Origin of the sequence: Nocardia higoensis, from assembly GCF_015477835.1 — a bacterium.
GTDB lineage: Bacteria > Actinomycetota > Actinomycetes > Mycobacteriales > Mycobacteriaceae > Nocardia > Nocardia higoensis_A.
In genome coordinates, this window is sequence record NZ_JADLQN010000003.1 from 385160 (window position 1) to 407665 (window position 22506).

22 protein-coding genes are annotated in these 22506 nt (G+C 68.6%); 7 read left to right on the top strand and 15 right to left on the bottom strand.

Annotated features, from left to right (window positions below; all coding sequences use genetic code 11):
• Positions 1 to 6: 6 nt before the first annotated feature.
• Genes IU449_RS19625 through IU449_RS19650 form a run of 6 tightly spaced genes read right to left on the bottom strand, consistent with a single transcriptional unit; the run spans position 7 to position 6365 of the window.
• Positions 7 to 1110: an MCE family protein gene (locus IU449_RS19625; RefSeq protein WP_195003559.1), complete on the bottom strand. Its 1104-nt coding sequence runs from the start codon at positions 1108 to 1110 to the stop codon at positions 7 to 9.
• On the bottom strand, positions 1110 to 2108 hold the full coding sequence (locus IU449_RS19630; RefSeq protein WP_195003560.1) for an MCE family protein: 999 nt from the start codon (positions 2106 to 2108) through the stop codon (positions 1110 to 1112). Before IU449_RS19630 ends, IU449_RS19625 begins: the two co-directional genes overlap by 1 nt.
• Positions 2105 to 3145: an MCE family protein gene (locus IU449_RS19635; RefSeq protein ID WP_195003561.1), complete on the bottom strand. Its 1041-nt coding sequence runs from the start codon at positions 3143 to 3145 to the stop codon at positions 2105 to 2107. Before IU449_RS19635 ends, IU449_RS19630 begins: the two co-directional genes overlap by 4 nt.
• Positions 3145 to 4671: an MlaD family protein gene (locus IU449_RS19640; RefSeq protein WP_195003562.1), complete on the bottom strand. Its 1527-nt coding sequence runs from the start codon at positions 4669 to 4671 to the stop codon at positions 3145 to 3147. Before IU449_RS19640 ends, IU449_RS19635 begins: the two co-directional genes overlap by 1 nt.
• A 7-nt stretch (positions 4672 to 4678) precedes the next feature.
• Complete coding sequence (locus tag IU449_RS19645; RefSeq protein WP_195003563.1) at positions 4679 to 5542, bottom strand: ABC transporter permease; 864 nt, start codon at positions 5540 to 5542, stop codon at positions 4679 to 4681.
• Positions 5543 to 5546: 4 nt separating this feature from the next.
• Positions 5547 to 6365 carry an MlaE family ABC transporter permease gene (locus IU449_RS19650; protein ID WP_195003762.1) on the bottom strand — a complete coding sequence of 273 codons (819 nt, stop codon included), beginning with the start codon at positions 6363 to 6365 and terminating at the stop codon, positions 5547 to 5549.
• A 527-nt stretch (positions 6366 to 6892) separates the two neighbouring features.
• Between IU449_RS19650 and IU449_RS19655 the strand changes: the two genes are divergently transcribed.
• Entirely contained in the window at positions 6893 to 7567 is a 675-nt protein-coding gene (locus tag IU449_RS19655) for a S1 family peptidase (RefSeq protein ID WP_195003564.1), read from the top strand.
• An 87-nt stretch (positions 7568 to 7654) separates the two neighbouring features.
• On the opposite strand, the gene lppU is transcribed toward IU449_RS19655, so the two are convergent.
• Positions 7655 to 8263 (bottom strand): LppU family putative lipoprotein, encoded by a 609-nt coding sequence (gene lppU / locus IU449_RS19660; RefSeq protein WP_195003565.1) that lies wholly within the window; start codon positions 8261 to 8263, stop codon positions 7655 to 7657.
• A 210-nt stretch (positions 8264 to 8473) separates the two neighbouring features.
• Between lppU and IU449_RS19665 the strand changes: the two genes are divergently transcribed.
• Both IU449_RS19665 and IU449_RS19670 read left to right on the top strand, forming a co-directional pair.
• Positions 8474 to 9004 (top strand): DUF6764 family protein, encoded by a 531-nt coding sequence (locus IU449_RS19665; protein ID WP_195003566.1) that lies wholly within the window; start codon positions 8474 to 8476, stop codon positions 9002 to 9004.
• Positions 9005 to 9467: 463 nt separating this feature from the next.
• Positions 9468 to 10364 carry a L,D-transpeptidase gene (locus IU449_RS19670; RefSeq protein ID WP_195003567.1) on the top strand — a complete coding sequence of 299 codons (897 nt, stop codon included), beginning with the start codon at positions 9468 to 9470 and terminating at the stop codon, positions 10362 to 10364.
• A gap of 64 nt (positions 10365 to 10428) precedes the next feature.
• Here the strand turns inward: IU449_RS19670 and IU449_RS19675 are convergent, their stop codons facing one another.
• From IU449_RS19675 to IU449_RS19685, 3 genes are all read right to left on the bottom strand, one after another.
• Positions 10429 to 12489: a M13 family metallopeptidase gene (locus IU449_RS19675; protein WP_324188334.1), complete on the bottom strand. Its 2061-nt coding sequence runs from the start codon at positions 12487 to 12489 to the stop codon at positions 10429 to 10431.
• Between the two features lie 71 nt (positions 12490 to 12560).
• Positions 12561 to 12935: a DUF397 domain-containing protein gene (locus IU449_RS19680; RefSeq protein WP_195003569.1), complete on the bottom strand. Its 375-nt coding sequence runs from the start codon at positions 12933 to 12935 to the stop codon at positions 12561 to 12563.
• A 10-nt stretch (positions 12936 to 12945) separates the two neighbouring features.
• A complete protein-coding gene (locus tag IU449_RS19685; RefSeq protein ID WP_195003570.1) occupies positions 12946 to 13797 on the bottom strand; it encodes a helix-turn-helix domain-containing protein in 852 nt (283 codons plus the stop codon).
• Between the two features lie 131 nt (positions 13798 to 13928).
• Here IU449_RS19685 and IU449_RS19690 point away from each other — a divergent pair, with 131 nt between their 5' ends.
• Complete coding sequence (locus tag IU449_RS19690) at positions 13929 to 14471, top strand: hypothetical protein (protein ID WP_195003571.1); 543 nt, start codon at positions 13929 to 13931, stop codon at positions 14469 to 14471.
• A 9-nt stretch (positions 14472 to 14480) separates the two neighbouring features.
• Here the strand turns inward: IU449_RS19690 and IU449_RS19695 are convergent, their stop codons facing one another.
• Entirely contained in the window at positions 14481 to 14993 is a 513-nt protein-coding gene (locus IU449_RS19695) for a DUF4190 domain-containing protein (protein ID WP_195003572.1), read from the bottom strand.
• Between the two features lie 182 nt (positions 14994 to 15175).
• On the bottom strand, positions 15176 to 15913 hold the full coding sequence (locus IU449_RS19700) for a pirin family protein (RefSeq protein WP_228805356.1): 738 nt from the start codon (positions 15911 to 15913) through the stop codon (positions 15176 to 15178).
• 253 nt (positions 15914 to 16166) lie between these two features.
• On the opposite strand from IU449_RS19700, the gene IU449_RS19705 reads away from it, so the two are divergent.
• Together IU449_RS19705 and IU449_RS19710 are read left to right on the top strand one after the other, a co-directional pair.
• Positions 16167 to 16628 carry an NUDIX hydrolase gene (locus IU449_RS19705; RefSeq protein ID WP_195003574.1) on the top strand — a complete coding sequence of 154 codons (462 nt, stop codon included), beginning with the start codon at positions 16167 to 16169 and terminating at the stop codon, positions 16626 to 16628.
• 45 nt (positions 16629 to 16673) lie between these two features.
• Positions 16674 to 18158, top strand: a complete 1485-nt coding sequence (locus IU449_RS19710; RefSeq protein WP_324188335.1) for an MFS transporter — start codon at positions 16674 to 16676, stop codon at positions 18156 to 18158.
• Positions 18159 to 18372: 214 nt separating this feature from the next.
• On the opposite strand, the gene IU449_RS19715 is transcribed toward IU449_RS19710, so the two are convergent.
• Positions 18373 to 18894, bottom strand: coding sequence for a hypothetical protein (locus IU449_RS19715; RefSeq protein ID WP_195003575.1), 522 nt, complete (start codon positions 18892 to 18894; stop codon positions 18373 to 18375).
• Between the two features lie 103 nt (positions 18895 to 18997).
• On the opposite strand from IU449_RS19715, the gene IU449_RS19720 reads away from it, so the two are divergent.
• Positions 18998 to 20593, top strand: a complete 1596-nt coding sequence (locus IU449_RS19720) for a DUF4185 domain-containing protein (protein ID WP_195003576.1) — start codon at positions 18998 to 19000, stop codon at positions 20591 to 20593.
• A gap of 37 nt (positions 20594 to 20630) precedes the next feature.
• Here IU449_RS19720 and IU449_RS19725 read toward each other — a convergent pair whose 3' ends face one another.
• Both IU449_RS19725 and IU449_RS29525 read right to left on the bottom strand, forming a co-directional pair.
• Positions 20631 to 21485: a biotin-dependent carboxyltransferase family protein gene (locus IU449_RS19725; protein WP_195003577.1), complete on the bottom strand. Its 855-nt coding sequence runs from the start codon at positions 21483 to 21485 to the stop codon at positions 20631 to 20633.
• Positions 21482 to 22390, bottom strand: coding sequence for a 5-oxoprolinase subunit B family protein (locus IU449_RS29525; protein ID WP_324188336.1), 909 nt, complete (start codon positions 22388 to 22390; stop codon positions 21482 to 21484). Before IU449_RS29525 ends, IU449_RS19725 begins: the two co-directional genes overlap by 4 nt.
• Between the last annotated feature and the right edge of the window lie 116 nt (positions 22391 to 22506).

Here is a 22506-nt window from a genome sequence, read left to right on the forward strand (position 1 = left end):
GGTTCGTCATTTCGTCAGTCCGAGCAGTGCGGCGGTGAGACCGTAGTCCGGGCCCATGTCCTGCACATTGCCTGTGCGGCAACCGTCTTCGCGCATTTGCAGCCGCTCGCAGAACAGGCTGACGATCTCACCGCTGAGGAAGGTGCCGATGGCCGCGTTCAGGCGCACCCACTGGTGCTCGCGGCTCACGATCCGGTCGATGTTCTGCAACGCCAGCGGCGCCACGTCCACGACCTCGGTGACTTCGTAGGCGTTGTCGCGCAGTTGCTGGGTCACGTTGGTCAGGCCGGTCAAGGTGCCCTGCAGTTCGCCCTGGTAGTCGCCCAGGGTGGTGGAGGTGTTGGCCAGGAAGGCGTTGAGCTGATCCAGCGTCGCCTGCAGGCCGGGGGCCTGGTCGGCGAGCAGGCCGGTCATCTGGGTGACCCGGTTGCTGAAATCGCGCACCGATTGGTCGTTCTCGGCCAGCATCGTGGTCAGCTCGTTGAGCCGCACGATGATGTTGGAGATGGCGTCCTTGTTGTCGATGCCGACCTTCAGCGCGCCGGAGAGCGCGTTGAGGGTGTCGCGGATCTTCGCGCCGTTGCCGTCGAGCATCGGGTAGAGCACCCGGCCCGAGAGCGGACCGATCCCTTCCGAACCCGGCTGCGGGGCGAGCGCGGCGGCGAACTCGTCGATGGTCTTGATCAGGGTGTCCAGCTCGACGGGGGTACGAGTCCGCGCCAGCGGCAGATGTGAGCCGTCGGCCAGTTCCTCGCCGCCGGTGTAGACCGGGGTGAGTTCGATGTGGCGGTCGGTGACGATCGAGGGCGAGATGATCGCGGCCTCGGCGTCTTCGGGGATCTTCACATCGGAGTCGATCGACAGATGCACCTCGACGAGAGTGCCCTTGGGCACGATCTTCTCGACCGTGCCCACCTGCAGGCCGAGCACCGTCACCGGATTGCCCACGAAGATGCCCGCGATGTTCTGGAAGTCGGCGGTGATGCGGGTGTCGGCCGACGGATTCACCGCGTCCGGTAGCAGCGAGCAGCTGCCCAGGGCGAGCGCGGCGACGCCGATCACCGCGACCTTGGCCGCGTGCCGGAGTTTCGCCGTCGTGGCGGTCTTCATCACTGGCACCCCTCGATGACTTGGGCGAAGCACAACCAGTTGTCCGGGAACAGCCACGGCACCGCGACCACGCCGTACGGGCCGCTGCCACCCCACGAGTTGGCCAGGTAGCGCACCGACGGCGGCATGATCGACAGCATCCGGTCCAGGTTGTCCTTGTTCTTCTGCAGGCCCTCGGCCATGGTGTTGAGCTGGGCGAGGGTCGGGCCGAGCTGGTCGTCGTTGGCCGCGCCGATCTCCTCGAGCTGGCGCGTCAGCGCGGCGACGTTGTCGAGCAGCTGCCGCAGCAGATCCTGGCGTTCCATCACCCGGTTGGCGATGGCCTCGCCCTGGGTGATCACCAGCAGCAGGCTGTTGCGGTTGTCGGCTAGGATCTCGGTGACCCGGTCCAAGTCCTTCAGCAGCTGGTCGACCTGCTCGCGCCGGGTGTCGATGGTCTTGGCCAGCGCGCCGACGCTGTCGAGCGCCTGGGCGGTCAGCGCCGGGGTGTCCCCGAGTTCCTGGTTGATCACGTTCAGCGACTCGGCCAGCTGCTCGGTGTCGAGTGCCTCGAACTTCGGCGTGCCGATCTGCACCACGTCGGCCAGATCGTAGGGAACGCTGGTGTTGGAGACCGGGATCCGCCCGCCGGGCAGACCCGAGCCGTCGCCGGGCTCGAGATCGACGTAGCGGGCGCCGAGCAGTGTCGCCATCTTGATCGAGGCGCCGGCGTCGGGGCCGAGTTCCACGCTCTTGTCGATGTTCAACGTGAGCAGCACGTGATCGCCTTCGATCTCCGCGCCGGCCACGGTGCCCACCGCGACGCCCGCCGCGTTCACCCGGTCGCCGACCTTGATGCCCGCGGCCTGGACGAACTCGGCCTCGATCTCCTGCTGGCCGACGCCGAGCAGGCGGAACACGCTGGCCACCGCGAGCAGGGCCACCACCACCACGGCACCGATGATGCCGAGCCAGAAATGCCGGTTGCCGTCGAAGCGGCGCTTCATCTTCGCGATCATGGTCCACACACCGCCGAATGGGAGTTGCCGCCGATCTGTGAGAACAGACCGCGGGGGAAGAGCACGCCGTAGAGGGAGACGTCCAGGCCGCACAGGTAGGCGTTGGCGTAGGCGCCTTCGGAGGTGTGCCGACCGGCCGCCGCGAGCAGGTTGGGCACGTCGACCGCCGCCTGGTCGAGCTTGGCGCCGTTGTAGAGCAGCATGTTCAGCGCCGCGGTGGTCGAGTTCTGCGCCAGCTCCAGGCCGGGCTGGATGCGATCGACCATGGCGACCAGGTCGGTGGTCGCGGCCGCGACGGTCTCGGTGGAGGCGAGCAGGGACTGCCCCTGGTCGTAGAGTCCGCCGATGAGGGCCCTGGTCTGGGTCACCAGCGTCTCGAGCTCTTCGCCCCGGTTGGCCAGGCCCGACATCACCCCGGACAGGTTCGCGATGACATCGGACAGGATCGCGTCGCGGCGCTGGAAATCGGTCGCCAGCTGGGCCGCCTGGACGATGAACGAGCTCAGCGAGACGCCGTCGCCCTGCAGCGCGAGGATGAACGTCTCCGACAGGCGGTTGACCTGCTCGGGCTGTAGCACCTGGAACAGCGGCTGGAACCCGTTGAGCAGACCGGAGATGTCGAAGGAGGGCTCGGTGCGGTCCACCGGGATGGTGCCCTTGTTCGCCAGCGGCGCGGGCGAGGTCTCCTCGCCGGGCTCCAACGCGACGTAGCGCTGGCCGATCAGGTTCTGGTAGCGGACCAGCGCCTTGGTGTCCTCGTAGATCGTCTGGTCACGCTGCACGACGAAGGTCACCTCGGCGACCGAGGCGTTGTCGTCGTCACGGACGAGTTCGATGCCTTCGACCTTGCCGACGCGCACGCCCGCCATCCGGACGTCGTCGCCCTCGCGCAGGCCGAGCACATCGGTGAAGATCGCCGTGTAGGTGTTCGTGCCACCCGCGACGGTGCGGGCCAGGGTGTTCCAGACGACCACGGTCACCAGAATCGAGACCAGCGCGAAGATGCTGAAGCCGATCAGCGGTTTACGGATGCTCATCAGCGCTCCCCGCTCTCGGACACGGTCATGGTTCCGCCCTTCAGGATCGGGCTGAGCAGCAGGTACTCCGCGGCGGTCGGCTGGCGGCCGAGCAGCACCGCGATGGCGTCGTCACCGCGGAAGGAGATCGCGCCCGCCTGCTGCGGCGTCACCGCCTCGGGGTCGGTGGCCGGTTCGGTCGCCGGATCACCCGCGGGTTCGGCCGGAGGCTGCGGCGCGGTCAGCCCGGGCAGGGCGGGCAGGCCGGGCAGTGCGGGCAGGCCGGGAATGATGCCTTCCAGCGGCGTGCCCGCGAACGGGACGGGAGCTCCCTGACCGTTCGGCGCGACGACCTGGGACTCCAACCCCGTCATGCCGGGGATCAGCGGCAGGCCGGGCACCGGGACCGCGGGCGGTAGCCCCCGGGCCGAATCCAACGCGCGCGGGCGCAGCTTCTCCGGCAACGGCGGCAGCTCGGCGACCGCGGGGGCGGTGGCGCAACTCGGGCCCGCCATCTCGTCGTAGCGCGGGCAGTCCTCGACCGTGTAGGGCTTGTACGGCGTCAGGGTGATGCCGGCGTCCCACACCATCTGATTCGCCGGACCCCAGTGGAAGACGGCGTCCAGCTTGCGTAGCGACTCGCTGAGGTTCAGCAGCGAGCGGGTGATCGCGGACGGATCCGCGGCCAGCGAGCCGAACAGGTCGGCGGTGCCGGCAGTGATCTGCTTGCCCGCGTCGGGGTTGCGCGCGAACAGGGTGTTCACCGAGTCGATGGTGCCGCTGGTGCCGGTGATCAGCGCCATCAGCTCGGTGCGCCGGTCGGCGATGGTGCGCGCGGTGAGCACCGAATCGCCGAACACGTCGACCAGTTCCGGAGCCGACTCGTTGAGCGCGGCGAAAGAATTGGAGAAGTCGGTGAGCAGCACGCCGAGGTCCGGAATGGACTCGTCGACCGCGGTGACCCAGCGGTCGAGCCGCTCGACGGTCGAGCCGGGCATCCGTCCGCTGCCGTCGAGCGCCTGGGACAGCGTGCCGAGCACACGGCCGAACTGCACCGGGTCGATCTTCTCCAGGATGTCGCGCACCGTGGTGAGCGTGTCCTGCAGCGCGATCGTGCCCTTGCTGCGGTCCTCCTCGATGACCGACCCTTCCTCGAGGTAGGTGTCGGAGGGCCCGTTGAAGACCAACTCGACGGAGGTGACCGCGAACAGGTTGCTGGGCACCACACGAGCGGTCACATTGGCCGGGATGCTGTCGGCGTACTCCGGCTTCAGCTCGATCTGCACCTTCTGCAGTTCGCCCTTGGCCGCCACCTCGACCTCGTCGACGGCGCCGACGAGCACACCGCGGAACTTCACGTCCGCCTCGGAGGGCAGACCGTCACCGGTGGTGGTCAGATTGGCCGTCACATTGACCTTGGGCACGAAATAGCCCTGGTAGCGGGCCATCAGCAGGCCGAGCACCACCGCGAAGACCACTAGTCCGCACGCGCCGGCGATCAGCAATTGCCGCATGGTGGGCCCGCGCCCACTGGGATCGATGATCATCTCGCCCTTACCCCGAGATCCGGATTCCGGGGTCGACGCCCCAGATAGCCAAGGTCATGAACAGATCGGCGAACACGACCAGGATGATGCACATCTTGATCGCCCGGCCGGCCGCCACGCCGACGCCCTCCGGGCCGCCGGAGGCGAAGAACCCGTAGTAGCACTGGATGAATGTCGTGATCGCGACGAACACGATCGCTTTGAGCAGCGAGTAGAGCACGTCGGTCGGGATCAGGAATTGGTAGAAGTAGTGCGAGTAGGTGCCCGGGGCGGTGCCGCCGATCATCTGCACGGTCAGCGAGCAGGAGATGTAGGCGACCGCCAGGCCCAGGCAGTACAGCGGCACGATGGCCACGATGGCGGCGAACATGCGCGTGCTGACCAGGTAGGGCAGCGGCCGGATCGCCACCGACTCGAGCGCGTCGATCTCCTCGGAGATGCGCATGGCGCCCAGCTGGGCGGTGAATCGGCAGCCCGCCTGGGCGGCGAAGGCCAGCGAGGCCAGCAGCGGGCCGAGTTCGCGGGTCGTCGCGAAGGCCGAGATCGCGCCGGTGATGGGGCTCAGGCCGAGCAGGTTCAGCGAGGTGTGTCCCTGGATGCCGACGGTCATTCCGCCGAAGGCGCTGAGGATGATGACGACCCCGATGGTGCCGCCGCCGACGACCAGGTTGCCGTTGCCCCAGGTGACATCGGTGAGCAGGCGCCACACTTCCTTGGGGTAGTGCTTGAGCGCCAGGGGGATCGAGCCCACCGACCGCAGGAAGAAGAACACCTGGTGGCCGATGCGGGCGAGCAGGTCGACCGGAGCCTGCGCGGTCTTCTTGAGTTGATATAGCGGCCGCAGCAGCGGCGGCACATAAGTCGACGACACCGGCTCAGACCACCTGTGGGGGGAAGAGGGCGCTGTAGATCTGCGTGATCCCGAGGTTCACGCCGAAGAGCATGATGGCCGAGCTCACCACAGCGGAGTTGACGGAGTTCGCGACGCCGCCGGGGCCGCCGCGGGTGTTCAGACCGGTGTCGCAGGCGATGATCGCGGCCAGCAGACCGAAGATCATCGACTTGACCAGTGCGACGAAGAGGTCCCTGGTGACGGCGAACGAGGAGAAGGTGCCGATGTAGGAGCCGGGGGTGCCACCCTGGGCGAAGATGTTGAACACATAGCCGGTCAGGAATCCCACGAAGACGACGAAGCCGCACAGCAGCACGCTGACCAGCATCGCCGCGCCGAGCCGGGGGGCGACCAGCCTGCGCATGGGATCGACGCCCATCACCTTCATGGCGTCGATCTCTTCCCGGATGGTGCGCGAGCCCAGGTCGGCGCAGATGGCCGAGCCGACCGCGCCCGCGATCATGATCGAGGTGACCAGCGGCGCGCCTTGCTGGACGATGCCCAGGCCGTTGGCCGCGCCGATGAACGAGGTGGCGCCGACCTGGCCGGCGACCGCGCCGACCTGGATGGAGACGATGACGCCGATCGGGATGGCGACCAGCAGGGTGGGAGCGGCGGCCACATTCGCCATGAACGCGCACTGGCGGACGAACTCTCCGAAGGGGAACCGCCCACGGAAGATAGCGACGAACAACTCGGCGACCGCCGAGATACCCATGGTGATCTGGCGACCGAAGGTCTCCAGCGACCGTTTCGGGTGGTCTTCCCAATAGGCCCTCGTCCAATCGACCGCTTCACTTATGCGGGATCCTCCTCCGGGAGGACTCTTGGTCGACTGCACTGGCTAACCCCTCTCGACGCCGGTTGGACAACCCCGACGACTTGTTTGCTTGAGGCACCTTACTACGGAGTAGTTCTCAACACACCACTGACATGTGATCGCAGTCATAGATTGCGATCACTCGCCCTAAAAGACTGGGAGACGCCACAGTGGCGCCCACGGCGAAGCAACCGAAAACCGAGAATTTTTGGGCACACATGGCAGCTCCAGCCCGGCGATATGGGCTCGAGCAATTGAGTCGGCGGAATTGCATGGAAAATAGTCATCTAAAATCTATTGCCGTATCCGAATGCTGTGGACATACCGCACAACCGGCGTGGAATATCGATGACACGCGCCGGATCCACCGTTTTGATACGGATACGCTATGACACGCCGGGTGAGCGGGGTACAAGCCGTGACCTCCGGCGAGACGCGACCGAGACCGAATACTGACACGATGAATGCGACAGATTGATATCGTGCGGGCTTCCGACATCTGGAGGGACATGTTCAGCAAACTCGCCAAGGCGGCCAACGCCGTCCTCGCCGTGGCCTTGGGCGCGGCGCTGCTCGGGACGGGCGCAGGGACCGCGGTGGCGGACCCGGGCGCGCCGGTGATCGGTGGCGGTTCGGGAATCATCGTCGACAACATGTACGAGTGCACCGTCACCACGGTCGGCTACGACAACGCGGGCAGGCTGGTCGGCCTGACGGCGGGCCACTGCGGCGAGGCGGGCGCGCAGGTGTACTCGGAGACCGATCCGGGCGCCGGCGTGGTCGGCCGTTTCGTCTACTCCGACCCCACCCTCGACTACGCGGTGATCCAGTTCCAGCCCGGCTCGATCACCCCCGTCAACCGGATCGGCAATGTGACCATCACCGGGATCGGCGCGCCCGCCCAGTTCCCGATGATCGTCTGCAAGGAAGGCCGCACCACCGGTAACACCTGCGGTCTGGCCTACGGCGATATCTTCGGCAGCAATATGGAGACCTGGGCACAGATGTGCGTGGTGGAAGGCGATTCCGGCGCGCCGGTGGTCGTCGGATCGACGCTGGTCGGCATGGTGAACGCCTACCTGGCCATCGCGTGCTTCGGCCCCGAGGTCGGCACCAACATGACCACGATCATGGACGATCTCAACCGCCGCGGCGACATCGGCGCGGGCTTCCGGCCCATCTGATCCGGCCGGTCACCAGCTGATACGACAAAGGAGCGGACCTTTCGGTCCGCTCCTTTGTCGTCGACCCGCTTCCCCCCGGACCGGGCCCTACAACTCCTCGACGCAGACCACGAACCGGCGCTCGGTGTATTCGAACCCGAAGCCGGTGTCGCAGGCGCTCACATCGCCGACACCCTGGACGATCTCGTCGACCCGCACCGGCTGCAGACCGGACTCGCTGCAGTCGATGCGCTGCGGGTCCTCGCCGCCGATGTCCATGCAGCCGCCGATCACCCAGTCGATGTCCAGGCAGAACGCGCCCTGTTCCAGGCCGTTGAGGGTCTCGGCGTAGTAGTTGTCGCGATCGGCCGGGCACAGCGCGCTGAGGGTGGTCTTGTCGATGACCTTGTAGTTGGAGGCGCGGCTGCCACAGGACGCCCTGGCGATGGTGGCATCGGTGGTCGTGCCGCCCAGGGTCACGCAGTCACCGATCTCGGCCTGGAAGTCGGTGTCCCCGGCCTCCTCCGTCGTCGTACGCGGCGGGCTCGACTTCGGCGGGCCGGACTTGGGCGGCGGGCTGGTGGTGACGGCATCTATGGTGCCGCCGACGGCGGGCTGGGCGCGGCCGTCGATGGTCGACCCACAGGCCGACAGTGTGAACGCCGCGACGGTGATGCCCACCGCGAGCGCGAGACCGGATAACAATTGACGAGACACGTACAGTCCTCCCGAGCTGTAACGCTCCGAACTCACACCCGGCCTGTTGACCCGCAGATGACGAGCTGAGCGGAAATACCACGCCATGCATACACCACCCGCGCCGTCACCGTCGAGTCACCGGTAGGCCCGGACCCCCTCACCCGCGCCGACACACCTCCAGCAATCTGTCTGGGTATGGTGGTGACCACGGCGCGAAAGGGGCCATTCATGAACCTGATCAGGGCGGTCATCTGCTCGGCCGCCGCATTGGGCACCGCGGTCACGGCACCGGCGACAGCCTCAGCAACCCCTCTGCATTGCACCGCGGAGCGCGGCGCGGACCTCACCCGCATCGAGGGCGGCACCGGGTGCCGGGCTGCCACGGACGAGCGAGGGCTCGCGCTGGCGACGGGCTCGGACGGGGTGGGATACGCCTACGCCGCGATGGGCGCGACGGCGTTCGGTCTCGGCGCGGCGGGCGGCGTCGGCGCCAGCGAGGGATTCGGCGGCATCCCGATCGCCCTGGGCTTCGGCCCCGACGCGATGGCGCTGAGTTCGGTCGCCGATCCCGTGCCGTACGACGGTCAGCAGGTGGCGGTGGCGATCGCCTTCGAAGGTTCCCGCGCGGAGGTCGGTGGAACCGCCGACGGCACGGTGGTCTGCCTCGGCGCGGGCGCCTTCGCCTGGAACACCACCAGCGGCGCGAGCTGCCTGGCGACGCCCTTCGGGAACTGGACGCCCACCCCACCCGCCTCCTGATGCCCTCGCGCTCGACTCGATGCGCCGGGGGCGACCGGACAAGGGGTGGTGATATGCCTCACAACGCCGTCCCGTCTGCCCGCAAACCGAACGTACGGCATACGGTCCGCGCGACCACCGGGCGAGGGTGTGACCGGCGATTTTCACCGAAATCCCTGCCGGACAACAACTTCTGTGACAGCGATCACTCATCGCCACTGTGACGCATGACCATCGGCGACGAGTGGCCCCGGGGCGGGCGCGGAGGGTAGGAATGGACGCGGTCGGGCCGTCATACCCGCGGGCCCGGTGACAGATCCCGGTCCCGCATCAATACCCGTGGACCTGCTTCGCGAAACCCGCACGTGATCGACCCCCTGGGGAGATCCACTCGGGAGCTCTCCGCCTCAGGGGATCGTCGAGGCGCCACACCGAGGAAATCTCCCGCGCCTCCGCGCGGGCGGATGGAATGGACGATTTACCAATGCATGCCGCTTCGAACAACAGGTCGCTGCCGACGCGAGACCGGCTGTCCTACCGGCTTCGCCAGGGCGTCCTCTTGTCCGCGTCGATCGCCGCCGCGGGCGCGCTGATCATCGCTCCGGCCCACGCCGAGCCGCTGATCCCCGGTGTCGACCTCGGGTCGACCGCACCGCTGGTGAGCGAACCCGAGCCGCAGCCCAACTTCGCGCCGCCGAACATCAACATCGCCGACGGCGAGACGGTGGGCGTGGCGCAGCCGATCATCATCACCTTCAAGGAGCCGATCGCCGATCGCGCCGTCGCGGAGAAGGCCATCGAGATCACCTCCTCGAACGAGGCGCCCGGCCACTTCTACTGGTGGAGCGACAGGCAGGTCCGCTGGAAGCCGAACGAGTTCTGGCCGGCCAACACCGATGTCTTCGTCAAGGCAGGCGGCACGACCAGCGCGTTCCGTATCGGCGACGCCCTGATCGCCACCGCCGACGACACCACCAAGACCATCACCATCACCCGCAACGGCGAGGTGATCAAGACCATGCCGACCTCGATGGGCAAGCCCGGCCACGAGACCCCCAACGGCACCTACATCGTCGGCGAACGCCATCGCGAGATGGTCATGGACTCCTCCACCTACGGTGTGCCGGTCGACGCGCCCGAGGGTTACAAGCTCGACGTGGAGTACGCGACCCGCATCTCCAACAGCGGCATCTTCGTGCACGCCGCGCCGTGGTCGGTGGCTCAGCAGGGCGTATCCAACGTCAGCCACGGCTGCCTGAACGTCAGTACCGAGGACGCCCGCTGGTTCTTCGAGAACGCCCAGAAGGGCGACCCGGTCATCGTGCAGAACACCGCGGGCGGCACCCTGAACGCCCGCGACGGTCTGGGCGACTGGAACTGATCGACCGACCCCTTCGAACCAGACGCCGGCCGCGCCATCCGCGCGACCGGCGTCTGCTCTTCGTTCACCAGATGCGGACGCGCTCGGCCGGGTCGAGGTAGAGCGCGTCACCCGGTTCGACGCCGAAGGCCTCGTGGAAGACGTCGATATTGCGCACCACCGCGTTGCACCGGAACTCCGGCGGCGAATGCGGGTCGACGGCCAGCCGGCGGATCGCCTCCTCCTCGCGCGCCTTGGTGCGCCACACCTGCGCCCAGCCGAAGAAGACCCGCTGCAAGCCGGTGAGACCGTCGATCACCGGGGCCTGCTCGGCGGCGAGGGCGATCTCGTAAGCCTGCAGGGCGATGGACAGCCCGCCCAGATCGCCGATGTTCTCGCCGATGGTGAACTCACCGTTGACCGTATGTTCCTCGCCCAGGTCCTTGGGCGAGAGCACGTCGTACTGCTCGATCAGGGCCCTGGTGCGCTTGCCGAACTCGGCCCGGTCGGCGTCGGTCCACCAGTCGATCATGTTGCCGTCGCCGTCGTACTTGGCGCCCTGGTCGTCGAAGCCGTGGCCGATCTCATGGCCGATCACCGCGCCGATGCCGCCGTAGTTGGCGGCGTCGTCGGCGTTCATGTCGAAGAACGGCGGTTGCAGGATCGCGGCCGGGAAGACGATCTCGTTCATGCCCGGGTTGTAGTAGGCGTTGACCGTCTGCGGTGTCATGAACCACTCGTCCCGGTCGACCGGCCCACCGAGTTTGCGCAGTTCCCGGTCGTGCTCGAAGGCGCAGCCGTTGCGGTAGTTGCCGAGCAGGTCCATCGGGTCGATGCGCAGCCCGGAATAGTCGCGCCAGCGGTCCGGGTAACCGATCTTGGGGGTGAACTTCTCCAGTTTGGCCAGCGCGGCCTGCCTGGTCTGCGGGCTCATCCAGGCGAGCTCGGTGATGTTGCGCCGGTAGGCCTCGGTGAGGTTGGCGACCATCTCCTGCATCTTCGCCTTGGCCTCGGGCGGGAAGTGCTCGGCCACATACAGTTTGCCGACCGCTTCACCCAGCAGCTCCTGCACCAGCGAGACCCCGCGCTTCCAGCGTTCGCGGTTCTCGGTGGCGCCGGTGAGGGTGCGCCCGTAGAAGTCGAAGTTCTCGGCCACGATGTCGTCGGTGAGATACGGCGCGCGGGCGTGCAGCAGTCGCCAGGCGGCCCACGCCTGCCAGTCGGCGAGATCGGTCTCGGCCCACAGACGGGCGAAGACGCCCAGGTAATCGGGCTGGCGCACAACCACTTCGGCGAACAATTCCGGGCCGGTTCGGTCGACTCCTTCGGCCAGCGCCGATGTCCACGCGGCCCAGTCGAATTCGGGATGCTCGGTACGCAGTGCCTCGAAAGTGGTGAGGTTGTAACTCAGCTCGGCATCGCGGCGGCGCACCACGTCCCAGTGGCCCGCGGCGAGTGCGCGTTCGATGCCGAAGATCCGCTGCCCGACGGTGCCGAGGTCCGGCGGCAGCAGGGCGCCCACGCGCGGGTCGGCGGCCGCGAGGGCGAACATGCGCTCGATGTGGGCGATGTACGCCGTTCTGATCTCGGCGTATTCGTCCTGGCGGTAATAGGACTCGTCGGGCAGGCCGAGGCCGGACTGGTACATCTGGATCAGGTACCGGCTGGAGTTCTTGGCGTCGGAATCGATGTAGAAGCCGACCGCGCCGGACACGCCGGTGCGATGCCATCGCCCCAACAGCGCCGCGAAGGCCGAGCGGTCGGCCAGCTCGCGTAGGGCGGCCAGTTCCCCGGCGATCGGCGACAAGCCCGCGGCCGCCACCGTCTCGGTGTCCATGAAGGATCGGTAGAGGTCGCCGATCCGACGGGCGTCGGCGGTACCGTTCGCCGCACCGCCGTTCCCACCGGCGGTGCTGCCGGACGTGGTGTACGCACCGTCGGCACACCGCGCGATGATGGCCTGCACGTCGAGTTCGGCCTGGTCGTACAGGTCGCGGAAAGCGCCGTCGACGGCGCGGTCGGCGGGAATCTCGTGCTCGGCCAGCCACTTGCCGTTGACGTGCGCGAACAGGTCGTCCTGGACCCGGACGGCCTGGTCCAGGTGGGATAGATCGATACCGGAAGGACTGATCAGCTCGGAGGTCACGCAGTCCAGTATGCCGATCGCCGTGTCCGTACGGCCCGGGTCGCCGGGCGCGAGCGCCCGCGGGAGCGGGCTCAGCCCGGCTGCGGAACCCGGTCGAATTCGCCGTCGGCGACCCCGCCGAGGAAGGCGTCCCATTCGGCGCGGGTGAAGGTCAGCACCGTGCCGTCACGGCGCAACTCCACACCGCCCCCGGCGTTCTCGGTGATCAACTCGGGGGCCGGGCCACCGGACCGCAGCCGCGCCACCAGGTCGTCCCATTCGGACGCGGTCACCGAGAGGACGGGCTGAGCCGCGTGCTCGCCGGCGGCCCCGCAGCGATATTTGCTGTCCCGTATCCACACGGCGTCCGCGCCGAACTTCACTTCGACGCACTGGTTGCCGTTGTTGGACCGGGACGAGGTGAACCAGCCTGTGCGAATCGGCCGGCCCCCGGCGTTGGTGGCCATGCCGCAGAGTCTACCCCCGTGCGTAATCCCTGATCAGGGCTTCGGAATCGGTTCGTGACAGGGCCTGCTCGAGAGCCCGCAGGTACGCGAAGCCCAGATCGCGCACCAGCTCCGGATCTTCCACCGGGCCGCCGAACACCGCACTCTCCGCCCAGCCGAACGTCGGTAGCTGTTCACTTGCGAAGTCGATCAGGTGGAAGCTGGATCCGCCGAGGATCGCCCCGTCGGGCGCGCTGAACGGGATGACCCGTACGTCGAGGGTGTCGAGCTCGTCGATCAGCGCGACCAGGTGCTCGAGCTGACCCCGCAGGGTCTGCCGACCACCGGTCTGCTGGAGCAGGGTCGCCTCCCCGATCACGGCGGTCAGCTCCACCCGATCCGGGCCTCGCAACCGCTGCTGCCTGCGCATCCGGATGGCGACCAGCTGGTCGACCTGCACCGGCCGGATCATCACGTCGGCGCTGATGAGCGCTCGCGCGTACGCCTCGGTCTGCAGCAGACCAGGCACGATCAAGCTGTCGTAGCTGCGGATGCTCTGCGCGCCGTGCTCCATGCCGTAGAGCCGCTGTAGCTCCGGGCCGATCAGCGCGGAGGACTTGCTCCACCACCCACGCTGTTTGCCAGCTTGTAGCAGGTCGAGCAATTCCGCGCGTTCCTCGCCCTCGACCTCGAGCAGATCCAGGACCGGGACGATGGTCCGGCCGGTGAGCACGCGCCTGCCGTTCTCCACGTGCGACCAGTTGGCCGGGGTGAAACCGACCTGTCTGGCGAAGCTCGCCGAGTCGAATCCGTGCTGTTCACGCAGCTCACGCAGGCGAAGCACCAATTCCCAGCGGGCGACGGTCGGCGAGACGGGTGCCATACGAGTCGATGCTACTTCGTGATCGACCAGCCGTCGGTGACTATTGTCACAGCAGTTGCCCAGGGCTACTGTCACTCGTTAGCGGCTGGTTTACCCGAAACATCCACCTCCGCATCGAGACGAGGTTCTTCATGAGCACGTCCGGCTCTGGATATGGCGATCACCGCACACTCGGCACCACTCAGGTGTTGCCCGTCCGCCGCGGCGGGCGCCGCTCGGCGGCCAAAGAGGACGCTTTCCACCGCTGCCGCCGCTATCGCACCGACCATCGTCTGTTCGCCGACGTCGATCCGGCTCTCGGGCGGATCATGCTCGAAGTCGGCGCGGTCGGCGCGGTGGTCATGCCCGCCGCGCTCGGTGCGAAAGTCGCCGAAGCGCTGTCCGGGCCGCGCCGTTGCCCGATCATCGCCCACCCGCGGTCGGACCGGTGGACGTTCCTCACCGGCCCGACAGACAACTCCTACCTGGACATGGGCCTGTTCGCCGACCTCTTCCGGGTATGCGCCTCGATTGCGCTGCCCGGCAGCCGGATCGTGCTGCCCTCGCCGGCCGACGAACGCACCGGCTACCGTTCGTGGGTCAGCGCGCCGGACGAGGACTACCGGCCGAACCTGGCCGAGGTCACCGCCGTGACGCGGACGGCCGCGGCCGCGCCACGCTGTGGCGCGAACTGAAAGCGCACGTCAGGGCGTCGGAACCGGGGCCGGGGTGAGCGTGATGCTGAACCGGTCCTCGATGTTCTCGGTCCACCGACGTTCACATTCGTCGATCGCGGCCTGGTCGTTGCCCGCCTTGTTCAGGCAGTCCACCAGGTCCTTGCCGCCCACGTCGACGAACAAGCTCCAGCCGACGATCACGAACAGGGTCGCGCCGATCAGCGCGAGCACGCTGAGTACCAGGCCGGTGATCGTCATCCCCATGCCGCCGGCGGAACCGTTGCGGGCCTTGACCGCGGCGACGATGCCGAAGACGATGCCGAGCACGCCGAGCAGGTAGCCGCCGACCACGGTCCAGAAACTGACCAGCGCCAGAATGCCGAGCACGAGGGTGGTGAGCGCCAGCCCGGTGCGCTTGGGCGATTCCTGCCAGTAGCCGCCGCTCGCGCCCGGTTCCTGCCCGGGCGGGGGATACTGACCCGGCGGCGGGGGATACTGACCCGGCGGGGGGTATCGACCCGGGGGAGGATATTGCGACATGGGCCTACCTCTCAGTCGGTCGGGCGCGTTCGCACGAGCTCACCCGCCTCGATCGCGCTGTCCGATATCCGATGGTAGTCGGACCAATCGTACGAACCGGGTGCTCCGACGACCCGATGAGCAGCGCGAGGGTGCACGCGCCGACAGGCGAATCCGGTGGCCGGGGCCGTCCGAACGGCCCCTCACCGACCGCCGATGCGGGCGTGCATCTCCCACACCAGGATCTCCGCGGGCTCGTGCGCCGTTATCCGTTGCCCGCCGCTGTGCCCGGTACGAACCGCGTCGCCCGCGTAGAGCGGACCGACGCCCTCCATCTCGACCTGCCCCCGCGTGACGAACAGATGCAGGTAGGGCGCCTCGGGCAGCCGCACCTGAGCGGGCGTGCCGGTGGCGTCGGCGCCCGGCAGGCCGGCCACGTGCAGCGCGGCATGACTGCTGTTGATCGCGATGGCCGTGCGATCGCGATAGCGCGGCAGGCCCGAGGCCAGCGTCACCAGTCCACCGGACGCCAATTCCTCGTCGATCTCGAGTTGCTGATACCCGGGCTCGACGCCCGGCTCGTCCGGCATCACCCACATCTGTACGAAGTGCACCGGCTGGTCGTGGGCGGAACTGTTGTCCAGCCGCCAGGAATCGTTCTTCTCCGAATGCAGGATCCCGGTGCCCGCACTCATACGCTGGGCCAGACCCGGATAGATGACACCGCTGTGGCCGAGCGAGTCCTGATGCACCAGGCTGCCCTCGAGCACCCAGGTGACGATTTCCATATCGCGATGCGGGTGGGTGTCGAACCCCTGGCCGGGCAACACGATGTCGTCGTTGTTGACCAGCAGCAGCCCGTGGTGGGTGTTGTCCGGATCATAATGTTGGCCGAAGGAGAACGAATGCTTGGAATCGAGCCAGGACACCCGGGTTTTCATGCGGTCGCCACCTCGATGGACATCGATGTGCGGCGTCGCGAGTGTGGACACCCGGCCCTCCTCTCCCAGCGCGCACGGCTCGGTTCCGGCATCGAGGCATGCTCGAGCGTGCGATGACTCGTATTCCTAGTAAATTGTTCCGCATCGGGCATATTACGCGAGCGGCGGGCCGAAGAACGTCAGGCGAGTGAGTGCCGGACGCCGGGGTGGGGAAAAACCCTGGGCCACCAAGGGGCGAGGCGGAGGTGACGAGATGCGACCGGATGCACTCGCGCAGGTCGAGGAACAGTTGTGCGAACGGGCCCGTGCGGCGGGGATCACCGATTTCGTCGTCGGTATCGCGGTATTCCGCGACGACCGTTTGCTGGTAATCCGCCGGGTGCCGGACGATTATTTCGGAGGAATGTACGAATTACCCGGCGGCGGGGTGGAATCCGGGGAAACACTCACCGAATGCGTGGTGCGCGAGTTGTTCGAGGAGACCGGTCTGCGCGTGCGCCGCATCGAAAGATTTCTCGGCGAAATCGACTATGCCACGCGCAGCAAACCACGGGTCCGCAAGTTCAGTTTCCTGGTGGTGGCCGATCCCGGTGACGTATCGCTCTCGCCCGGAGAACACGATGCCTTCGTCTGGACCGACATGAACACTCTGGACACCCTGCCGATGACGCCCGATACGCGCGAGGCGGTGCGCTCGCTGTTTCCCGGGCACTGATCCCGGAGGGCAGCCGCCACCGGCAGGCACGGCAGAATCGGACCGGTGCCAGACGGTGAGCCGCAGAGACGTTCGGATCCGAAGAACCGGCCACCGTTGCGGACCGCGCTGCGCGAGAGTCCCGGCGTGGCCCGGCTGGCGATCGTCCGGTTCGCCGGACAGTTCGGCGACGGCATGTTCCAGGCGGCGCTGTCGGGCGCGATCCTGTTCAACCCCGAACGCGAGACCGACCCGCTCGCCATCGCCGCCGGATTCGCCGTCCTCCTGCTGCCCTATTCGGTGATCGGCCCCTACGCGGGCGCGTTGCTGGACCGATGGGACCGGCGCATGGTGCTGCTGCTGGCGAATCTGCTGCGCGTCGGGCTCATTCTGGCCGCCGCCGCGGTGCTGGCGGCCGGCGTCGACGAGACCCCGCTGCTGCTGCTCGCACTGGCGACGGTCGGCGTGAGCCGGTTCGTCGCGGCAGGGGTCTCGGCCGCATTGCCCCGCGTACTGGCACAGCACTGGCTGGTGGCGATGAACTCCGTCCTCGCCACGGTGGCCTCGGGGTTCGCCGGCGCGGGGGCGGCGGCGGCCGTGCTGGTGATCGGCCTGGCGGGGGCGGGCGACGCCGGTTCCGCGACGGCGGTCGCGTGCAGCGCCGTGGGATCGGTGATCGGTGCGGTACTGGCCTTCGGGTTCCGGCCACACGTGCTCGGGCCGGCTTCGCCTGGCGCTCCGCTCGACCGACCGGAGGCGGCCGACCGATCGGAAGCAGTCGACCGATCGGCCGCGGTCGACCGAGAAAGTCGACGCCCTCGCGACGGCCGACGGGCGGCGGCTGTCGGGTATCGGCCGGAGCGGAGTGCGTGGCGGGCGATCGCGGGCGGGCTGTCGACAGCGGCCGGGGCCGTGTGGCGCGCACCCGAGGTGACCACGGCGATGGTCGGAATCGGGGCGCATCGAGTGGTGTTCGGGGCAAACACGCTGATCATGGTGCTGGTGCTGCGTCAGCCGAGCGAGAGCGGGGCGGTAGGCGGGGGACTGATCGGCTTCGGGGTGGCGATCGCGGCCAGCGCCACCGGCATGTTGACGGCGGCGGCACTCGCGCCATGGGTGATTCCGCGGCTCGGCCGGACCCGCACTGTGCTCGCCGGGCTGGTGGCGGCGGTATTCGTACAGCTGACCATGGTGATGCCGACCGCGCTGGCCGTGTCGGATGAGGCGAGCGAGCGAGCCCACCCGCTGTTGCTCGCGGGCGCGTTCCTGTTCGGGCTGGCGGGGCAGCTCATCAAGCTGACCGGCGACGCGGCGATGCAGATCGACATCGACGACATGCGGCGCGGGCAGGTGTTCGCTTTGCAGGACACCGTGTTCAATATCGCCTTCGTCCTGTCGATCGTGGTCACCGCGCTGGTGATTCCCGAAGACGGACGCTCCGCGCCGGTCGTGCTGGTCGGCGCGGCCGGGTACGCGCTCGCGATCGTGGTCGTCGTGCTGAACTCCCGGCGAGCCGGGCGGACGCGGGATCACGGTCGATCGAACACATGACGAGCGGCATCACCACACTGCGGCCGAAAGGCGTGTCCACCGTGGCGAATTCGAGGACTCGGCAGACCGGCTGCGCACTCGGCGTCCCGGTGGCCTCGCGCCACGGGCGGCTCAGCGAGCGCCGAGCGAATCGAGGCGAGCGCGCCGGGAGCGGGATCGCCCACCGCCCGGTGTGCGCCTGCGAACTTCCGAAAGTTCGAGGCCGGTCAGGAAGTCATTCGGGCGCCTCGGTGACCGGAGGCTCCGTCGCCGTCCCGGCGGCGGGGCGCTCGATTCTCTGATCGCCCGGGCGGCCGGAATACTCGCCCGTCTCGGGCGGAAGGGCATAGCCGGAGGTGCCGAAGGCGATATCGCAGACCACGGTGCTGTCGGAGAAGGAACCTGGATCAGGGGGCACCTCCGCGCCGGGGGCGGGGCCGGTACGAACGATCCACTCCAGGGGCTCGTTCACCGAATCCGCGGGAGCGCCGGACACCTGGTGATCCCAGGTGCCCTGGCCGGTCGGATCGGTGTAGAAGTGGTCCGGCAGGCCGTCGTCGTCGAGGTCGAGCGCGGCGATATCGGCGACTCCGTCGCCGGTGGAGTCCCAGAGCGCGTCGTCGGCGGATCCGTCGCCGTCGAAATCCAGGCGGACGGCATCGAGGAGGCCGGTACCCGCCAGGTCCGGATCCGCGGGGCTCGACCAGTCGTGGACGACGCCGTCGCCGGTGCCGAACGAATACTCGATGTCGGTCATATCGGATTGGACGCGACAGCTTCGGATCCGGTTCCGTAACCAGGACGAACGGGTGACAGAACGGGTAAGTTGATCTTGTGGTGACGAGCAGGGTGGTCGGCCGGTGACCGACGCGCCGAGGAAGGCCCCGGCCCCGGTACTTCTGGGATTCCTGGTGACCGGGCTGGTAGGCGCCGCGACCGTACCCGCATCCGCCGCACCCCATCCGTGGACGCCCGCCCCCGTGAACAGCTGCGGCGAAACCGGATTCGATCCGCTGGCGCGGGTGCCGTTGCCGAGCGAACCGAACGCCCCGCTGCGGCTGCCGGAAGAGATCGAGTTGTTCTTCCCGCTGCCGGAACTCACCTTCGTCCCGGTGCCGGGCCCGCCGCAGCACGATGTACGTGTCGCGGCAGACCCCCCACCGGCTGATCCGTGCGGGGATCCCTGTCCCGATCTGCGCGAGCCCGCCATGCCGGACGGTACCGGATCGGGAGGATCGGCGCTGCCCGGTCCCGGTTCGGCGGGCACCGGGTCGAGCAGCGGCTCGGCCGGCGGCAGCAGCGTGGGCAGCAGTGTCTTCGGAATTCAGCTGCCCCGGCTGGAATTCCGCCCCCAGATCGAGCCGATCCCCATCCCGGTACCCGGCGGGCCGCCCACCGATCCGCAGCCGGCACCGCCCGAGCTGGCACCGGACGCCGAGCCGGGCGCGCAGGTCCCGGCGCCCGTCACCCCGGTGATCGGCGCGACGGAGATGGTCGGGCAGGTCACCGGCCACGGATCGGAGAACCGCACCGATGTGCGCTGGCAGGTCAACGGCACCGACCTGGGCATCATGTGGGAGACCGCGCCGGGCGAGGTGGCCGTCGCCTTCGGCGACACCTTCGGCGAGGGCTGGACCTACGGCGGCGCGAACGGCTCGGACTGGCGTTCCAACGTGCTCGGCTACAGCGCCGACACCGATCTGTCCGACGGCCTGACCATCGACTCGATGGTCCAGGACAGCCGCTGTCACGCGGCCGAACTGCTGTCCAGCCGGAAGATCAAGAACTTCGAGACGACCGTCATCCCCACCTCGGGCTTCGCGCTCGACGGCAGGCAGTACATGAGCTACATGTCGGTCAACCGCTGGAGCACCGTGCCGGGGATGTGGTGGACCAACTACGGCGGCATCGCCTGGTCCGACGACAACGGCTCGACGTGGACCAAGGATCAGCACGCCCAGTGGGACAACATGTTCGGGCTCGGCCGTTTCCAGGTGGCGGCGATGGTGCCGCAGGGCGAATACGTCTACATGTTCGGCACTCCCAACGGCCGGATCGGCGTGGTCGGCCTGGCCCGCGTGCCGAAGGAGCACGTGCTCAACAAGTCCGCCTATCAGTACTGGGTGGACGGCACCTGGCGGCCCACGGCCGAGAACAACGCCACGCCGCTGTTCTTCGGTATCGCCGGCGAGCTGTCGGTGCGCTACGACGAGAGCGCCGGACGCTGGCAGATGGCCTACCTGGACTCCGCGCGCGGGGCGATCGTCCTGCGCGAGGCCGCGGCCGCGCAGGGTGCGTGGAGCGAGGCCGCTCCACTGCTGTCGACCGCCGACTACCCGAAGGCCTACGGCGGGTTCATCCACCCCTGGTCCAGCAGCGACGAGCTGTACTTCACCATGTCGGCCTGGGACAGCTACAACGTCTATCTCATGCGCGCGCAGGTGCGCGGACGCTGAGTTCCCGGCACGTCGAGCGCTCCCCGGCAGTTGAGGATCACGGCACGCGGCGGAATTTCAGGCGCTGTCCCGGCCTGGCCTGGGCGACCCGGTCGACATCACCGCTGCGCACCACGGCGACCACCGGATAGCCGCCGGTGATCGGATGATCGGCCAGGAATACCACCGGCTCGCCGCTCGGCGGCACTTGCACCGCCCCCAGCACCATGCCCTCGGTGCGCAATTCCCGTGTGATCACCCTGCGCAGCGGCGGACCGGTGAGCCGATGCAGCCGGGCGCCGACTCGATCGGTCTCGGGCGCCACCGCCCATTCCCCGGCGAACAGCGCGTCCGGCTCGGCGAACCAATCCGCCCGCGGCCCCGGCAGCGCGTGGACCTCCACGACCTCGGCGGCCGGAGCGACCGGGGCGAAGTCGACCGGAGGCCAGCTGCGCGGCGGCGGTCCGATGGGGATCGTGTCACCGCGACGCAGCGGCTCGGGTCCGATGCCTGCCAGCGTGTCGCGACTGCGGGAACCGAGCACCGACTCGACCGCCACCCCGCCTCGGATCGCCACGTAGGCCCGCAACCCGTTCGCGGCCTGACCGAGCCGCAGGATCTGTCCCCGCTCGAGTCGCAGCACGCTCGCGTGACCGACCGGAATGCCGTCGACGGACGCGGGGACGCAGGCGCCGGTGACCGCGACGATGTGCCGATCCTCGGCGCGCACCACCAATCCGCCGAGCAGCACCTCGAGCGCCGCCTCGTGTTCCGGATTGCCGACCAGCCGATTCGCCAACCGCAGCGAAGCGCGATCCGCGGCGCCGGCCACGCCGACCCCGGAGTCGAACCATCCCGGCCTGCCCAGATCCTGCACGGTCGTCGCGGGACCCACCGCCAGCACCCGCATCATCGCCCGGCCTCCACGAACCGCACCGCGCCGCCGGCCCGGATCAGCGCGGGCGGATCGCGGCGTTCGTCCCACAGCACGGCCTCGGTGTACCCGATCAGCTGCCAGCCGCCCGGCGAACTACGCGGATACACCGCCGAATAGCCGCCGGCCAGAGCGACCGCGCCCGCCGGCACCGATGTGCGCGCCCGCTCCCGCCGGGGAACCGACAGTGCCTCGTGCGGAGCGCGCAGGTAGCCGAATCCCGGTGCGAAGCCGACGAATTCGCATCGCCACAGGGTCGAGGTGTGCCGGTCGATCACCGCTCGCACGCTCGTCCCGAGCAGTTCCGCGACCTGCGCGAGGTCTTCCCCGACGTAGTGGACAGCAATGACCACCGGGTCGGGGCCCGCCGCGCCGGGGGAGTTCGCGCGGGCCGTCACCGAAGTGCGACAGGTTGTTCCACGGGAAACATCGACCGTCGGGGAACCGCTCGACAACGCGCGGCCGCTCACCGCGGCGGTCCCGGCACCGGCCGCGTATTCCGTCCTTCGGTCGCTCGTCGTCCCGCTGCCGGTCCCACCGCCCGTCGTCCCACCGCCCGTCGTCCCACCGCCCGGCGTCCCGCTGACGGTCCCCTCGCCTGTCGTCCCGTCGAGCACCGCATCGTGCGCGCCACCGGCGCGAGTCAGCGCGCGCATCAGATCACCGGCCGCCCGGCGGACGGATTCGGCAGCGCGGGGCGACACCACGGTCACCAGCACGGTCGCGGCCGCGGGCAGGACGTCCTCGATACCGGCGATCCCGGCGTGGCGCAGCGCGAGAGCGAACTCGGCTGGACCGATCGACGGTCCGGGCTCGATCAGCCAGGCCCGATCGCCCGCGGCCCGGATGTGCCCCCGGTCCGTCGCGCCGTCCGATCCCGTCATGACGTCCCCGCTCGATCCCGACGGCCCGCGTCCGCACCTCGCCCCAGAGACACCCGCACCCGCCCCGGGCAGTCCGCACACGCCCGGCCTCGCCCCGACACCCGCACCCGCCCACC

Coding starts and splice junctions, on each gene's coding strand:
- IU449_RS19625 (WP_195003559.1), bottom strand. CDS start 1,110: ATGAAGACCGCCACGACGGCGAAACTCCGGCACGCGGCCAAGGTCGCG.
- IU449_RS19630 (WP_195003560.1), bottom strand. CDS start 2,108: ATGATCGCGAAGATGAAGCGCCGCTTCGACGGCAACCGGCATTTCTGG.
- IU449_RS19655 (WP_195003564.1), top strand. CDS start 6,893: ATGTTCAGCAAACTCGCCAAGGCGGCCAACGCCGTCCTCGCCGTGGCC.
- IU449_RS19695 (WP_195003572.1), bottom strand. CDS start 14,993: ATGTCGCAATATCCTCCCCCGGGTCGATACCCCCCGCCGGGTCAGTAT.
- IU449_RS19725 (WP_195003577.1), bottom strand. CDS start 21,485: ATGATGCGGGTGCTGGCGGTGGGTCCCGCGACGACCGTGCAGGATCTG.
- IU449_RS19635 (WP_195003561.1), bottom strand. CDS start 3,145: ATGAGCATCCGTAAACCGCTGATCGGCTTCAGCATCTTCGCGCTGGTC.
- IU449_RS19690 (WP_195003571.1), top strand. CDS start 13,929: ATGAGCACGTCCGGCTCTGGATATGGCGATCACCGCACACTCGGCACC.
- IU449_RS29525 (WP_324188336.1), bottom strand. CDS start 22,390: ATGACGGGATCGGACGGCGCGACGGACCGGGGGCACATCCGGGCCGCG.
- IU449_RS19665 (WP_195003566.1), top strand. CDS start 8,474: ATGAACCTGATCAGGGCGGTCATCTGCTCGGCCGCCGCATTGGGCACC.
- IU449_RS19705 (WP_195003574.1), top strand. CDS start 16,167: ATGCGACCGGATGCACTCGCGCAGGTCGAGGAACAGTTGTGCGAACGG.
- IU449_RS19640 (WP_195003562.1), bottom strand. CDS start 4,671: ATGATCATCGATCCCAGTGGGCGCGGGCCCACCATGCGGCAATTGCTG.
- IU449_RS19685 (WP_195003570.1), bottom strand. CDS start 13,797: ATGGCACCCGTCTCGCCGACCGTCGCCCGCTGGGAATTGGTGCTTCGC.
- IU449_RS19680 (WP_195003569.1), bottom strand. CDS start 12,935: ATGGCCACCAACGCCGGGGGCCGGCCGATTCGCACAGGCTGGTTCACC.
- IU449_RS19670 (WP_195003567.1), top strand. CDS start 9,468: ATGCATGCCGCTTCGAACAACAGGTCGCTGCCGACGCGAGACCGGCTG.
- IU449_RS19715 (WP_195003575.1), bottom strand. CDS start 18,894: ATGACCGACATCGAGTATTCGTTCGGCACCGGCGACGGCGTCGTCCAC.
- IU449_RS19700 (WP_228805356.1), bottom strand. CDS start 15,913: ATGAAAACCCGGGTGTCCTGGCTCGATTCCAAGCATTCGTTCTCCTTC.